A 14,766-nucleotide genomic window follows, 5' to 3' on the forward strand; every position below is an offset into this window, starting at 1 on the left:
TGCAATCATTTTTATGCTGGTGGCACTATTTTCAGGATCTGCTCCCAGGAAACCCTAAAATAACGGATAACCGACACTGCAAGCAGCCAGGCTCAAACGTGTTCTGGTGTGCGGCAGAAGCCTGGTCATCGTTACCCGGGAAACCAGCAAGGGTTATTTTACTTTTTTAGCCCATATATGCGCCTGGGCATTTTTCAAAATAAATAACGGGCGGTTGCTCCTGCGCCAGCCGCATTTATACTTTGCAGATAGCATTCCGGCAACCTGTTGTTGGATTACAATATTATCTGCGGAAGGCAGCCAGCTGGTTGCGGCAACTTTGTGGCGTGGATGGCGGGTAAGACCTGCCGGTTCCTACACTTCACATCATATGCATCTGTACATTCCGCTGTTATGTCTGCCTGGGAGGCTGCCATCTATACACCTCCCTATACCCACAAAAAAAAGCCTCACATTACTGTGAGGCTCTCAATAAGAATGGCAGCTACCTACTCTCCCGCATTGTGGTGCAGTACCATCGGCCATAAGGGGCTTAACTTCTCTGTTCGGTATGGGAAGAGGTGAACACCCTTGGTATAACCACCATAAAAAATTAAAAATTCTAAATCTTAAATCCTAAAAACTAAGGACCAACCCAGAACTTAATAAGTTAACATATTGGAAAAAACTGTCAGAAGAGATCTAAAAAAAATTAAAGCTTACGGGCAATTAGTACTACTCGGCTTTGATGTTACCACCTTTACACCTGTAGCCTATCAACGTCATAGTCTCTGACGGCCCTTAAAAGTAAACTCATCTTGAGGCAGGTTTCACGCTTAGATGCTTTCAGCGTTTATCCTGTCCGTGCTTAGCTACTCTGCACTGCACCTGGCGGCACAACAGATACACCAGCGGCACGTACGACCCGGTCCTCTCGTACTAAGGTCATGTCCTCGCAATTTACTAACGCCCACCACAGATAGGGACCGAACTGTCTTGCGACGTTCTGAACCCAGTTCACGTGCCACTTTAATCGGCGAACAGCCGAACCCTTGGGACCTTCTCCAGCCCCAGGATGTGACGAACCGACATCGAGGTGCCAAACCTCCCCGTCGATATGAGCTCTTGGGGGAGATCAGCCTGTTATCCCCGGAGTACCTTTTATCCTTTGAGCGACGGCCCTTCCATACAGAACCGCCGGATCACTTTAGCCGACTTTCGTCCCTGCTCGGCCTGTTTGCCTCACAGTCAAGCTCCCTTATACTAATGCGCTCTGCGTACGATTACCAACCGTACTGAGGGAACCTTTGCAAGCCTCCGTTACTCTTTAGGAGGCGACCACCCCAGTCAAACTACCCACCATGCACTGTGTGACTCGCGTCATTAGATTCTAAATCAAAGAAGGTTGGTATTTCAACGACCGCTCCACAATGGCTGGCGCCACCGCTTCATAGCGTCCCAACTATGCTACACATCCGTAATTCAAAATCAATGCAAAGTTGTAGTGAAGGTTCACGGGGTCTTTCCGTCCCGTGGCGGGTAACCGGCATCTTCACCGATACTACAATTTCACCGGGCTCGTGGAGGAGACAGCGTTCAACTCATTAGACCATTCGTGCAGGTCGGAACTTACCCGACAAGGAATTTCGCTACCTTAGGACCGTTATAGTTACGGCCGCCGTTTACTGGGGCTTCAGTCAGAAGCTTTGGATTACTCCGAACATCCTTCCTTAACCTTCCAGCACCGGGCAGGTATCAGGCTCTATACGTCATCTTTCGATTTTGCAGGGCCCTATGTTTTTGTTAAACAGTTGGTTGAACCATTTTACTGAGACCACATCGCTGTGGTACGCTTTATCCCGAAGTTACAGCGTCAATTTGCCTAGTTCCTTCTCCACGGCTCACCCGAGCGCCTTAGAATACTCATCCCGTCTACCTGTGTCGGTTTGCGGTACCGGCTGCTATACTCGCTTTTCTTGGAAGCACTCTCACTGCTGCGCTTCACCCGAAGGTTCCACTCGTCTAATCCGTCAGACTAGGCAGCTAACATGCTCCGTCACTTTTATTGCATAGCAGGCGCAGGAATATTAACCTGCTTTCCATCGTCTACCCCTTTCGGGTTTGACTAAGGACCGGGCTAACCCTGATCCGATTAACGTTGATCAGGAACCCTTAGACTTTCGGCGATAAGGTTTTTCACCTTATTTATCGTTACTTATGCCTACATTTTCTTTTCTAACCGCTCCAGCATACGTCGCCGTACACCTTCGATGCCGTTAGAATGCTCCCCTACCGATGTACCACCTAGTGGCAATCATAGAGCTTCGGTTCATGGTTTAATACCCGATTATTTTCCGCGCAGAATCTCTCGACCAGTGAGCTGTTACGCACTCTTTAAATGAATTGCTGCTTCCAAGCAAACATCCTGGCTGTTATAGAAATTTCACATCGTTTGTCTAACTTAACCATGTATTGGGGACCTTAGCTGCTATTCTGGGTTATTTCCCTCTCGGCCATGGACCTTAGCGCCCACAGCCTCACTCCCGGAGATATGTACTAGCATTCGGAGTTTGTCAGGGTTTGGTAGGCGGTGAAGCCCCCTAGCCCAATCAGTAGCTCTACCTCTAGTACACTTCTAAAATCCGAGGCTGTTCCTAAAAACATTTCGGGGAGAACGAGCTATCTCTCAGTTTGATTGGCCTTTCACCCCTATCCACAGTTCATCCCAAGACTTTTCAACGTCAACGGGTTCGGTCCTCCAGTGTGTGTTACCACACCTTCAACCTGACCATGGATAGATCACAAAGTTTCGCGTCTACCCCCACTGACTAAGCGCCCTATTCGGACTCGCTTTCGCTACGGCTCCGTTTTAAAAAACTTAACCTCGCCAGTGAGGAGTAACTCGTAGGCTCATTATGCAAAAGGCACGCCGTCACAACTTACGTTGCTCCGACCGCTTGTAGGCGTACGGTTTCAGGTACTATTTCACTCCCTTATTCAGGGTGCTTTTCACCTTTCCCTTACGGTACTGGTTCACTATCGGTGTCTGAGGAGTATTTAGCCTTACCAGATGGTGCTGGCAGATTCAAGCAGGATTCCTCCGGTCCCGCCCTACTCAGGATACTACACGTCTACGTCAATTTCCGCTTACGGGGCTATCACCCGCTATGGCTTAACTTTCCAGAAAATTCTGCTTGATGACGCTTTCTAAAAGTAGTCCTACAACCCCAGCTCCGCACGCGAAGCTGGTTTAGGCTCTTCCCTGTTCGCTCGCCACTACTTAGGGAATCATTGTCTTATTTTCTTTTCCTCCGGGTACTTAGATGTTTCAGTTCTCCGGGTTGGCTCTCTTTCGAGTGTTATACCTTCAGTATAACAGGTTGTCCCATTCGGAAATCTCGGGATATAATGCTTGTGTGCAGCTCCCCCGAGCTTATCGCAGCTTACCACGTCCTTCATCGCCTCTCAGACCCAAGGCATCCACCATACGCCCTTAATTGCTTTAAAAAAGTTATTAAACTCTTTTAATGAGGCCAGCATCACTGCTGGACTTATTTTTTAGGTTTGTTGTAGATTTTGTTACCCGACCACATTTCTTCAGACCAACCATAAATTATTATAGTGTGATGTTACAAAATTGTGATCGAACCCCGCTCGCGCGGGGCTGTTAGGTACTCTCCTAACAGTTTGTTATTTTTCCAATATGTCAAAGAACTTGCGGCTACTTTCATCTCCCAAAAGGAAAATCAGGAAAACCATTTGTAGATAATCCGGCTACGAACCTATAGACCCTAAGTCATTATCTCATCTTAAAAGAACTATTTTTTTGTGGAGGATATCGGAGTCGAACCGATGACCCTCTGCGTGCAAGGCAGATGCTCTAGCCAACTGAGCTAACCCCCCATCTTTAGTGGATGAGTTAACAAGCTGACACGCTAACAAGTATAAAACCTTATTAACTTTTAAACTTATCAACTTTTCAACCTCACTAAGTAGACCCGACCAGATTTGAACTGGTGACCCCTACATTATCAGTGTAGTGCTCTAACCAGGCTGAGCTACGGATCTATTTCTAATAAACCAATCTGATAATCGGATAATCAGCCTTGGCTTTAGATTGCCGTACTCCAAATTGGCCATCAAATCTTATTTAAAGAACTGAATAACATTAAAAGCAGGAAACAATAGCACCGGTAAGTGCTTGCTCTAAAAAGGAGGTATTCCAGCCGCACCTTCCGATACGGCTACCTTGTTACGACTTAGCCCCAATTACCAGTTTTACCCTAGGCAGCTCCTTACGGTTACCGACTTCAGGTACACCCGGCTTTCATGGCTTGACGGGCGGTGTGTGCAAGGTCCGGGAACGTATTCACCGTATCATTGCTGATATACGATTACTAGCGATTCCAGCTTCACGCAGTCGAGTTGCAGACTGCGATCCGAACTGAGAAGAGGTTTTTGGGATTAGCTTCCTGTCACCAGGTCGCAACCCTTTGTCCTCCCCATTGTAGCACGTGTGTAGCCCTGGGCATAAAGGCCATGATGACTTGACATCATCCCCTCCTTCCTCGCGTCTTACGACGGCAGTTTCACTAGAGTTCCCAGCGTTACCTGATGGCAACTAGTGATGGGGGTTGCGCTCGTTGCGGGACTTAACCCAACACCTCACGGCACGAGCTGACGACAGCCATGCAGCACCTTACTGGCAGTGTATTGCTACAAAAGTGGCTTTCACCACCGATCTCCCAGCATTCTAGCCCAGGTAAGGTTCCTCGCGTATCATCGAATTAAACCACATGCTCCACCGCTTGTGCGGACCCCCGCCAATTCCTTTGAGTTTCAATCTTGCGATCGTACTTCCCAGGTGGGATACTTAATGCTTTCGCTCAGACACTTATTGTGTATCACAAATGTCGAGTATCCATAGTTTAGGGCGTGGACTACCAGGGTATCTAATCCTGTTTGATCCCCACGCTTTCGAGCCTCAGTGTCAATATATGTGTAGCCAGCTGCCTTCGCAATTGGTGTTCTATGTCATATCTATGCATTTCACCGCTACATGACATATTCCGCTAACCTCCACAATATTCAAGACCAATAGTATCAATGGCAGTTTCCAAGTTAAGCTCGGAGATTTCACCACTGACTTACTAGCCCACCTACGCTCCCTTTAAACCCAGTGAATCCGGATAACGCTTGCACCCTCCGTATTACCGCGGCTGCTGGCACGGAGTTAGCCGGTGCTTATTCATCTGGTACCGTCAGTTGACCTAGAAAGGCCCTTTTTCGCCCCAGATAAAAGAAGTTTACAATCCAGAGGACCTTCATCCTCCACGCGGCATGGCTGGTTCAGACTTGCGTCCATTGACCAATATTCCTTACTGCTGCCTCCCGTAGGAGTCGGGCCCGTGTCTCAGTGCCCGTGTGACTGGTCGTGCTCTCACACCAGTTAATGATCGTAGGCTTGGTGGGCCGTTACCCCGCCAACTACCTAATCATACGCACACCCGTCTTCTAGCGCATCGCTGCTATAATATCAGTGAGATGCCTCACCAACATCTTACGGGGTATTAATCCAAGTTTCCCTGGGCTATCCCCCTCTAAAAGGAAGGTTGTGTACGTGTTCCGCACCCGTTTGCCGGTCTCAAGAAGAGCAAGCTCCTCTCTACCCCACGACTTGCATGTATTAAGCCTGCCGCTAGCGTTCATCCTGAGCCAGGATCAAACTCTCCGTTGTAAATGAGTTTTTGATTCTGACATCTAATTTTCTCTAAAGTAAATTAAACGTGTCAAATCGATTTTTATTTTCGCTTTGACTTACCTTTTCGTTGTCACAACTTAATGTGACTGAATTGTGCTATTGCTTCCAAACTTTCAAAGATCTTTTTGTAATTAATGCCCTAAAGACACCCTTACAAACCTGCCGATACCACCGGACTTGAACCAGCTACGCGCCTCTATCGCTGTATCATCTTAAAAGAACTCTTATCAACCAACCCCTCTTCTTCATTTACACTCCGTTTCGGGGTTGCAAAGATACATTCTCTTTTCCAAACTACCAAAAAAATTTTTAATCTTTTTTCGATGTAACCAATTATGTGTGAAGAACTTACCCTTGAATTAAAAAGCTTATTTTTTGCTAACCTTCATTTTCAGGCGGACTGCAAAGATACAACTTTTATTTTGATTTTTAATACGATCAGTAAAAATATTTTTCTTTTTTTTTCTGACGTCCTGGTAAGTATAAGCGGAATTTCCAGCAAAGTTTTACTGGCATTCATTATAGTAGTAGATGCTTCTGAAACGTAGACTGAACCAATGTTTCAGAGCCTTGAATCTTTATTTTTCTTCTCAGAGAACTAACCCGTTTCGCAAACGGAGTGCAAATATAGCACGTTTTTTTGAATCGCCAAATTTATTTGAAAAAAAAGATACTTTTTTTGCGCCCGGCGTATCGCTGTCAGCTCGTTATGCACTTCGCTGCAGGAACATCAGGGCAACGCTGAACCGGCCTCCAAACCTGGGTGGCGCTTAAAGCAAACCAATCATGAACAGCGCTGCTCCCAAATGCCGGCCAGGTTGCCGCCTCAAAAAGGCATGGTCTTAAAAAACAGTTGTATATGGATAGCCCCGTTAAAATCCAATGTCAGGATCCGGGATATGCTACCCTTGTGAGAACTAACCCATGCGCCGGTGCATCAAAATACGCGGATCCGCATGTTGCTTTTTTTATAATTACCTCAAAGTCTTCCATAGGCAAAGTACCGCGCCCTACCCGCAGCATCGTTGCCACCAATGCCCTTACCATTCCCCGCAAAAACCGGTTGGCTGTTACCTGGTACCGATATAGACTCCCTTCCTGTAACCATTGGCTTTCCATCAGGTTACAATTGAAGGTTTTGACCTGCGTATTGGTCTTGGAAAAGCTGCTGAAGTCTTTGAAGCTTTTTAATAAAACGGCAGCCTCATTCATTAAACCGAGGTCTAACGGATATGGATAAAAATAAGCAGTGTCTGTTAGAAAGGCATTTTTAAACTGGTATACGGTATACTGATAGCTACGGCTCAACGCATCAAACCGGCTATGAGCCCCATCAGTCACGCGGGTTACCGCCTTAATTACAATATCAGCAGGAAGGATCGCATTGAGATTGTAAATCCATTTCGAATCAAAATCGCGGTCCCAGTCGAAATGAAAAAAATTCTGATATGCGTGCACCCCGCTGTCCGTGCGGGAAGAACCGGTAAAAAACGGAGCTGTTTTGAAAAAAATGGTAAATGCCTTTTCGATCTCCCCCTGGATGGTAGCACCCGTTTGCTGGATCTGAAACCCACTGTAACGGGTTCCCTTATAGGAGACTTCTAAAAAATAACGCATTGTAACCTGGCGGCTAAGGGCTGGCAGCTTTCAGCCATCCGTTTTCAGCACTTAGCTATTTAATAAGACTGTTGAACTTTTCTTTGTAAAAGCTATCCTTGATCTCTGACTGCAGCGCGCTGAAATTTTCGGGATCAGAAACATGGGCGCGTGCCGCTTCAAAGAAATTATATTTTCCTGCGTTGGACAAAAACATACTGCTAATGTATTTTACCTGTGCCGTAGAATAACATTTGTTCTTAAATGCCCGCCGGGCTTCTTCTATCATCTGGTCGTCATTTTCTTTACCCGCCATATCCCTGCGCAGTTTGAGAAAATCTCCTTCTGTTGCCACCGACTTACAGTTGCCGGATACCGTTTGAGGTGCCTCTTTTTTACGCCTGGTTTCGGGCTCCTGCGGAATCGACGGTTTTTCCTTTACTGCAAATTGCTGATCACTTTTTGCTGCGGAAGCGGGTTGATCTGTGGTTTCCTTTATTGCAGCTTCGGGTGCTTTTTCCTCAGGAACTTCGGCAGAAGGCGGTATGGTAATTTCAATCTGTTCTGCCTTTTCGCCCGTGCGGTCTTCATAAACCACTACCGTTCCTGTTCCGGATGAATGCTGCGACAATTTTACCACCGCTCCTTTTCCTGCTTTTACAGCATTGTTTTTCGGGGTTTTGGCCGTTTCGGCTGCTGCCGGCTGCGCAGGTTCCCTGGTTTCCGCAGGTTCCTGTTTCGGGACCTCTTCCTTAACTACCGGTTTTTCCTCGGGTTTGGGTGGTTCCAGCAATGAAGGATCATTGGCGGCTTTTGAAAGTATTTTTGTAAAATCGCTTACATTGGAATTATCGGCTGCGGGTTGTTGCTGCGCAGGCGGTGTTTGTTGCACTGCAGCGGTGGCTGCGGGTTCCTGCTTTGGTGCTTCCTCTTTTACCACCGGCTTATCTTCCTGCTTGGGCTGAGGCCTGGGTTCCTGGCGGCGCGGTTGCGGTTTGGGTGCTTCTGCCTTTGCCAGGGCAGCTGCTTCTTCCGCTGTCAGCGGTTTCTGTACATCCATCGACTGAAGATCGAATAAAGACCAGCCATCTGCCCCGAAATTTTTTATCAGATACCCTTTATCTTTTGAATCAATCTTAAACCGGAAGGTCATTTCAGGACTCTTGTTATCCTGGAATCCCACCACCAGCCGGTAATCGCCATCCTTTAGCTGCGGCAGAATAAGGTATCCCGACGAGTTGGCATCAATACGCTGACCATTGATTTTTATATAAAAAGGCTGCGCAGGTTCGGTTTGCAGATAAACAAAATATTTGGATTGAACCGAGTATTGAGCGAAAGAAACAAAGCCAGTCAGCAGAAAGACGATCGCCAGTAATAAACGCTTATTCATGATGTATGTATTGTTCTAAAATAATCCTATCGAAATGATTCTTTTGAACAAAAATAAACGAATAATGCGAGGTGGGAAAGTTTCCGGGGGGAATTTGAGAATTTGGAAATGTGGGAATGTGGAAATGGAGCAATGCAGATTTAACATTAAACCGGTTTTTAGCGTGCAGTTTGCCGCTAACCTGGGCCCTCCCTTCGGGAATATGAAATAACCAATGAAAAATATTAAATGCAAAAGTAAAGAGGTCGTTGTCGCTCCGTAAATTTCCTCCGGTCAATATTCCATAGACGTTAGACATCAAGTATCCGGCGTCTGGGATCTAACACCTAATATCAAGCATAAAACCGGATCTGACCCGCCACAGCGGGCGCGCCTGGAACCTGAAGCTTCAAACCTGAAACCTGGAACGTCAAACCAGGAACACCCCTACCAGCTTCCACCGGCACCGCCGCCACCAAAGCCACCACCGCCAAAGCCGCCGAATCCGCCACCACCACCACCACCGGACCAGCCGCCGCCACCGCCTCCAGACCAGCCGCCGGGTATGATCCAGCCGCCGCCGCCCCGGTATCCCCGGCGTGAAACATAGCCGCCGCCGCCATTTCCGCCCCCGCTCATAAAAGCCACGAATACAATTACGATAATGATAACAAGCACAATCGTTCCAAAGCCAATCCCCTTGCCCCGTTCATGGTAGCCTTCCGGTGCTTTAAACCGGCCCGCTGCAGCCTGCATCAGCGCATCAGTGCCCTCATCCAGTCCGCGGTAGTTATCCCCCCGCTTAAAATCTGGGATCATGATCTGCTGGATGATCTGGTCTGCCACCAGGTCGGTAATAGCGCCTTCCAGTCCGTACCCGGTTGCAATAAACATTCCGCGGTCTTTGGGTCCGGCATTCACCAGGACTACTACCCCGTTACTGAACTGCTTTTGCCCGCCTACTCCCCATTTCCGCCCAAGGGCAATAGCATAATCATCTCGTGAATATCCCTTCAGGTCATCCACGATCACTACGGCGATCTGGTTAGACGTGCTGTCGTCGTAGGCTACCAGTTTGCGCTCCAGTGCCTGTGCCTGTTCAGGCGTTAAGAATCGCCCGGTAAAATCATTGACCAGCCGTGGCGGGTTGGGCGGGTTCGGTATCACGGATTCGATCTGTGCGAACGAAACCACCGAAGCCAGTACCAGGTATAATAAGAAAAGTTTCTTCATGAGATCTTTAACTGCCAAAAACGATATCATCCGGGAGCTCGTTCTGGTCGGTAGCCCGGTCAAAAGGAAAATAATGATGCAGCCCTTCACCAATCTGGTGGATGTATTCGCTGATACCGGTGGCAAAATGTTTCTGGTTAAAATGACCCAGTATCTTTTTTACGAGGTCGTCCCAATACGCTTTGCCGGTGCGCTGGTAGATGCCTTCATCCCCAAAGATCGCCAGCTGCCGGTCTTTCACTGCCACGTACAACAATACAGCATTCCGGTCAACCGTATGGTCCATTTTCAGTTTAAAGAACACCTCTGCGGCACGGTCAACTGGGTCTACATATTTGTTATGACTTTCGATATATACCCGTATCTCACCACTGGTGCGGCTTTCCGCCTGGCGGATCGCCTCCACGATCTGCTCCTTTTCAGCGCTGGTCAGCACTTCCCGAGGATTCCGGTTAAATAGAGAAAAGGCCACGTTATCAGAATTTAATTGCTATGTTTTGATCGGCACCGGCAACCGCCTGGAATCCTTCCCGGGGTTTAAAACCCAGGATACCGGCGGCAATATTGCCCGGGAAACTTCTTACCGCACTGTTGTACACCGCCACGGCCGCGTTAAAATCATTCCGCGCTACCTTGATGCGGCGTTCATTGCCTTCCAGCTGGGTCTGTAACCCGCGGTACGCCTCTGTTCCTTTCAAAGTGGGGTATCGTTCAATAACCGCAATGATCCGGTTTGAGGCCGTTGCCAGGGAATCCTGCAAGGCCGACTGCCGGTTATAGTTTTCCGGTGTTGGTTCCCCACCCAATCCCTGCTGCGCGCGGCCACGGGCTTCTGCCACGGCTACCAGTGTCGACTGCTCAAACCCGGCGATCCCTTTAACAGTACTCACCAGGTTAGGCGTAAGATCCAGGCGCCGCTGGTAGGTATTCTGCACCTCGCTCCATTGCTGCCGCACTTTTTCGTCCTTTTTTACAAAGGAATTGTACGAAACCAGGAAATAGATGCCGATAACCGCCAGCACTGCAATTATGATGAAACCGGATTTCTTCATCGGTTACCGGTTTAGAATTTTACTTTAGGAGCATTTTCAGCACCCGGATCTGCCTTAAATCCTTCCTTGGCATGAAATCCGAAGATACCACCCAAGATGTTCATCGGGAAGGAACGCACCTTCACATTATAGCTGTTTACGGCAGTATTGAACGTTTGCCGGGAAGCCCGGATATCATTTTCGATGCCTTCCAGTTGTCCCTGCAATTGTAAGAAGTTCTGATTGGCTTTTAATTCGGGATAAGCTTCTACCGTAACCAGCAGCCGTCCCAAAGCACTGGTCATCTGCCCCTGCGCTGCCTGGAATTCCGCCAGTTTCTCAGGCGTAAGGTTTTCGGGGTTTACCTGAACCGATGTAGCTTTTGCGCGGGCATTGATCACGTCGGTGAGGGTCGATTTCTCAAAATTCGCAGCACCTTTCACAGTTTCCACCAGGTTACCTACCAGGTCATTTCGCTTTTGATACTCGCTCTGTACATTATTCCAGGCTTTATTTACACTTTCCTGCTCCTTTACAAGGCCGTTATAGCCATTGCATCCCATAAAGCCGAGGATGACCAGCAGAATAACAATGATTAACGTAACTCCTTTCATGTGTTTGTATTTTTGGATTTGATGAAACAAATTTAATCGAAATAATACACCAAGTTATTAAATAATATTCCATATTCCTCATTTTCAGTTGCTCAGATCGGCAAACTGGCCATAAATACCGGCTAAGGAGATGTAAAATGAGAACTATCGAATTAAATATTAATCACCAAATGCCAGGCATCAAATACTAAACACTAAATCCTAACGACTAGATGTAAGTGCAGAAAGCAGCAGGTCTGCCAGGGCGGATGAACATTTAGAATGAGAAATATTATTGTTAAAAACGGATGCGCATACCGGTTGAAATAAGTCTGAAAACAGAAACGCTCCCACCTTTTACATTTTAAATTCAAAATTCTATATTCTACATTCAATGCCGTTTCCTAAGGCAATTTTTAGTTGCCGGAAGACATGCTCGGTGCAACAAGTTTCGCTGATTTCGTGCCGCATCCGAGGCATTGTTGAATATGAATAATGCTGCTAAATATGAGGTCCGGTTTAACGCGATGGGCGCAACGCATCCGCAATGGTCGCAATGAGAACCCGAATATTGAAAAATCCCCTTGGATTTCCTGCGCTGGCCTTGTGGTAGTGAATGAAAAATACTCTTTGAAGAGAAGGAGCTGAAAGCAGGCTCGCTCCCACCTTTTACATTTTAAATTCAAAGTTCTATATTTTAAATTTCCTCCTCTACACCATCTCCTGCATATCCACCAACTTTTTATAAATACCTCCCTGGATTTGCATCAGCTCTGTATGCGATCCCCGCTCGGCGATTTCACCCTTATTCAATACGATGATCTCATCCGCATGCCGCACCGTGCTCAACCGGTGCGCAATAACCAGCGAAGTACGGTTTTTCATCATATTATTGATCGCATCCTGTACCAGCCGTTCACTTTCGGTGTCGAGCGAAGAAGTGGCTTCATCCAGGATCAGGATGGGTGGGTTTTTTAATACCGCCCGGGCAATCGTAAGCCGCTGCTTTTCCCCGCCGCTTAATTTTGCGCCCCTGTCGCCGATATTGGTATCAAATTGTTCGGGCTTATTTTCAATAAACCGGTAGGCATTTGCTATCCGGGCAGCGCTTTCAACTTCGCTCATCGGAGCATCAGGGTCGGAAAGCGTAATATTGTTACGAATGGTATCATTAAACAGGATCGGCTCCTGGCTTACAATGCCAATTTGTTTCCGGATCGACTCCAGGCTGTAGTCCTTGATATTGACCCCATCAAAAAGAATCTCGCCAGATGTTACATCATGAAAACGAGGCACCAGGTCGGCCAGGGTGCTTTTCCCGGCGCCACTGCTACCAACCAGGGCTACCGTTTTCCCCTTAGGGATAAACAGGCTGACATTTTTTAGAATCGGCGTTTCGTTATAGGCGAAGGACACGTTTCTAAATTCGATGCCTTCATCAAATGTTTCCAGCTTTTTCGTACCAGTGTCCTCTACCTTTTCCGGCGTGGTGAGCAATCCTTCAATGCGTTCGATGGCGGCGGCACCTTCCTGCACCCTGAAAAAAGATGCAGCCAGGGACTTGGCCGGGTTGATCATCATAGCAAAAATTGCGATAAAGGAAATGAGGTCACCAGGCCCCAGGGCGTTGCCGTTCAGGATAAGATTGGCCCCGAAGTAAATGATTACGCATAAGACTACAACGCCCAGTAATTCCGTCAACGGAGAAGCCAGATCCCTGCGGGCGGCCATTTTTTTATTGATGCCCAGCAAGGTATTGTTGAGCGTAACAAACCGGTTGTTGAGTATTTTTTCAGCGGTAAATGCCTTAATGATGCGAATGCCGGTAAGCGTTTCATCCAGTATCGAGAGAGTATCGCCCACCCGCAGTGACGCCGCATTACTTTGTTTTTTAAGGGTGCGACTGATACGGCCGATTATAAAGGCCGTTGCAGGCAGCAGGATCAATAAAAATACCGAGAGGCTGGGGCTAATGGCCACCATTGCCACCAGGTAGCTGATTACCATTACCGGGTCCTTAATCAACCCTTCCATCGTATTCACAATGGAACTTTCCACCAGGTTGGCATCATTGGTCATCCGGCTCATAATATCCCCTTTCTTCTGTTCGGAAAAATAGCCTACCGGAAGGCCCAGCACTTTGGCGTAGAGGTCATTTTTCAGGTGAATGATGATGGAGCTCCTTACCGGAACCGAAATCAGCGAGGATACATACAACAACAGGTTTTTCAGAAAAACCGAAATGATCACCAGCACACAACAGAGCAGCACCGCATGCATTTGCTGGCCATTGTTGACCAATCTTTCCAATTCTGCACCAACATAGCGCCCTCCGGGCAACTTGTTCAATATGTTTTGTCCTCCAATTCCGTCTACCTTAAAAATAAGCGACATCAGCGGTGCCAGCATCCCCAAAGAAACCACTGATAATGAGGAAGCAATGATCGTAATCGAAATATACAGGACGATCTTTCCTTTATAATACCCGATATATTTAAAAAGCCGCTTAAATTTTTTTAAACCCATCCGCGTTTATACATTAAAACGCGCAAAGGTACGAGAAAAACCAACACTTGTCGGATTTGCAATAATATACGAGCTACGGAGGCATGATAAAAGATTTCGTATTTAAATTTTGTAATATACTTTTTTAGACGTATGTTTGTAACACACCCCTCAAAACCATGTTGATCAATGCTATTATGAAGAACAATTTCGCCAGACACTGTTGCGTCTTTCTTAAGTAAGGGAACATGATCTTATAAATAACCAAAAGCACAAATTCTTATGTATATTATCGTTTACATTAGCCTTCACCAGATACACTTCCAACGACAACTAATTGATTTACAATAATAATCAAGTATCTCTTTCTTTAACTTTAACTTTTAACAAATGAAAAAAAACATGTTTATGGCATTTGCTATTCTGTTAGCATGCCAGTTAGGCTTTAATGCCTGTAAAAAAAATCCCGTCGAGGCAAAAAATGAAAAAGAGGTTGCCAATATCGAAAATCAGGATAAGGTTTTGAAATTCTTATCAACTGTTTTAAATGTTCCGGTTTCCAAAATCAAAACAGATCTTTCTACTGAAGAGTTTTACATTCCTGATACGGGATTCCGCATTACAATTTCTGAAGCTACAGAAAGATATAATTCCTCCAATATTTACAAAGCACAATATGAGAAATAATAACCTTTA

8 protein-coding genes, 2 tRNA genes and 3 rRNA genes are annotated in these 14,766 nt (G+C 46.7%); 1 reads left to right on the forward strand and 12 read right to left on the reverse strand.

Annotation, left to right across the window (positions count from 1 at the left end):
* Positions 1 to 475: 475 nt before the first annotated feature.
* The 12 genes from rrf to LL912_RS11850 form a co-directional block, all read right to left on the reverse strand.
* A 5S ribosomal RNA gene (rrf, locus tag LL912_RS11795) occupies positions 476 to 587 on the reverse strand.
* A 101-nt stretch (positions 588 to 688) separates the two neighbouring features.
* Positions 689 to 3,486, reverse strand: a 23S ribosomal RNA gene (locus tag LL912_RS11800).
* A gap of 322 nt (positions 3,487 to 3,808) precedes the next feature.
* A tRNA-Ala gene (locus LL912_RS11805) sits at positions 3,809 to 3,882 on the reverse strand.
* Positions 3,883 to 3,972: 90 nt separating this feature from the next.
* A tRNA-Ile gene (locus LL912_RS11810) sits at positions 3,973 to 4,047 on the reverse strand.
* A gap of 142 nt (positions 4,048 to 4,189) precedes the next feature.
* A 16S ribosomal RNA gene (locus tag LL912_RS11815) occupies positions 4,190 to 5,716 on the reverse strand.
* Together the 16S, 23S and 5S rRNA genes with 2 tRNA genes alongside form the textbook arrangement of a ribosomal RNA operon.
* Before the next feature lie 909 nt (positions 5,717 to 6,625).
* A complete protein-coding gene (gene truA, locus LL912_RS11820; RefSeq protein WP_235553775.1) occupies positions 6,626 to 7,357 on the reverse strand; it encodes a tRNA pseudouridine(38-40) synthase TruA in 732 nt (243 codons plus the stop codon).
* 55 nt (positions 7,358 to 7,412) lie between these two features.
* Positions 7,413 to 8,729 carry a DUF4476 domain-containing protein gene (locus LL912_RS11825; RefSeq protein WP_235553776.1) on the reverse strand — a complete coding sequence of 439 codons (1,317 nt, stop codon included), beginning with the start codon at positions 8,727 to 8,729 and terminating at the stop codon, positions 7,413 to 7,415.
* Positions 8,730 to 9,155: 426 nt separating this feature from the next.
* Entirely contained in the window at positions 9,156 to 9,941 is a 786-nt protein-coding gene (locus LL912_RS11830; protein ID WP_235553777.1) for a TPM domain-containing protein, read from the reverse strand.
* A gap of 7 nt (positions 9,942 to 9,948) precedes the next feature.
* A complete protein-coding gene (locus LL912_RS11835; RefSeq protein WP_235553778.1) occupies positions 9,949 to 10,413 on the reverse strand; it encodes a TPM domain-containing protein in 465 nt (154 codons plus the stop codon).
* 4 nt (positions 10,414 to 10,417) lie between these two features.
* Positions 10,418 to 10,993 carry a LemA family protein gene (locus tag LL912_RS11840; RefSeq protein ID WP_235553779.1) on the reverse strand — a complete coding sequence of 192 codons (576 nt, stop codon included), beginning with the start codon at positions 10,991 to 10,993 and terminating at the stop codon, positions 10,418 to 10,420.
* 11 nt (positions 10,994 to 11,004) lie between these two features.
* Complete coding sequence (locus LL912_RS11845; RefSeq protein ID WP_235553780.1) at positions 11,005 to 11,586, reverse strand: LemA family protein; 582 nt, start codon at positions 11,584 to 11,586, stop codon at positions 11,005 to 11,007.
* 690 nt (positions 11,587 to 12,276) lie between these two features.
* Entirely contained in the window at positions 12,277 to 14,091 is a 1,815-nt protein-coding gene (locus tag LL912_RS11850) for an ABC transporter ATP-binding protein (protein ID WP_235553781.1), read from the reverse strand.
* Positions 14,092 to 14,478: 387 nt separating this feature from the next.
* Between LL912_RS11850 and LL912_RS11855 the strand changes: the two genes are divergently transcribed.
* Positions 14,479 to 14,757 (forward strand): hypothetical protein, encoded by a 279-nt coding sequence (locus tag LL912_RS11855; RefSeq protein ID WP_235553782.1) that lies wholly within the window; start codon positions 14,479 to 14,481, stop codon positions 14,755 to 14,757.
* Positions 14,758 to 14,766: the final 9 nt, after the last annotated feature.

The organism is Niabella agricola (assembly GCF_021538615.1).
Classification (GTDB): Bacteria; Bacteroidota; Bacteroidia; order Chitinophagales; family Chitinophagaceae; genus Niabella; species Niabella agricola.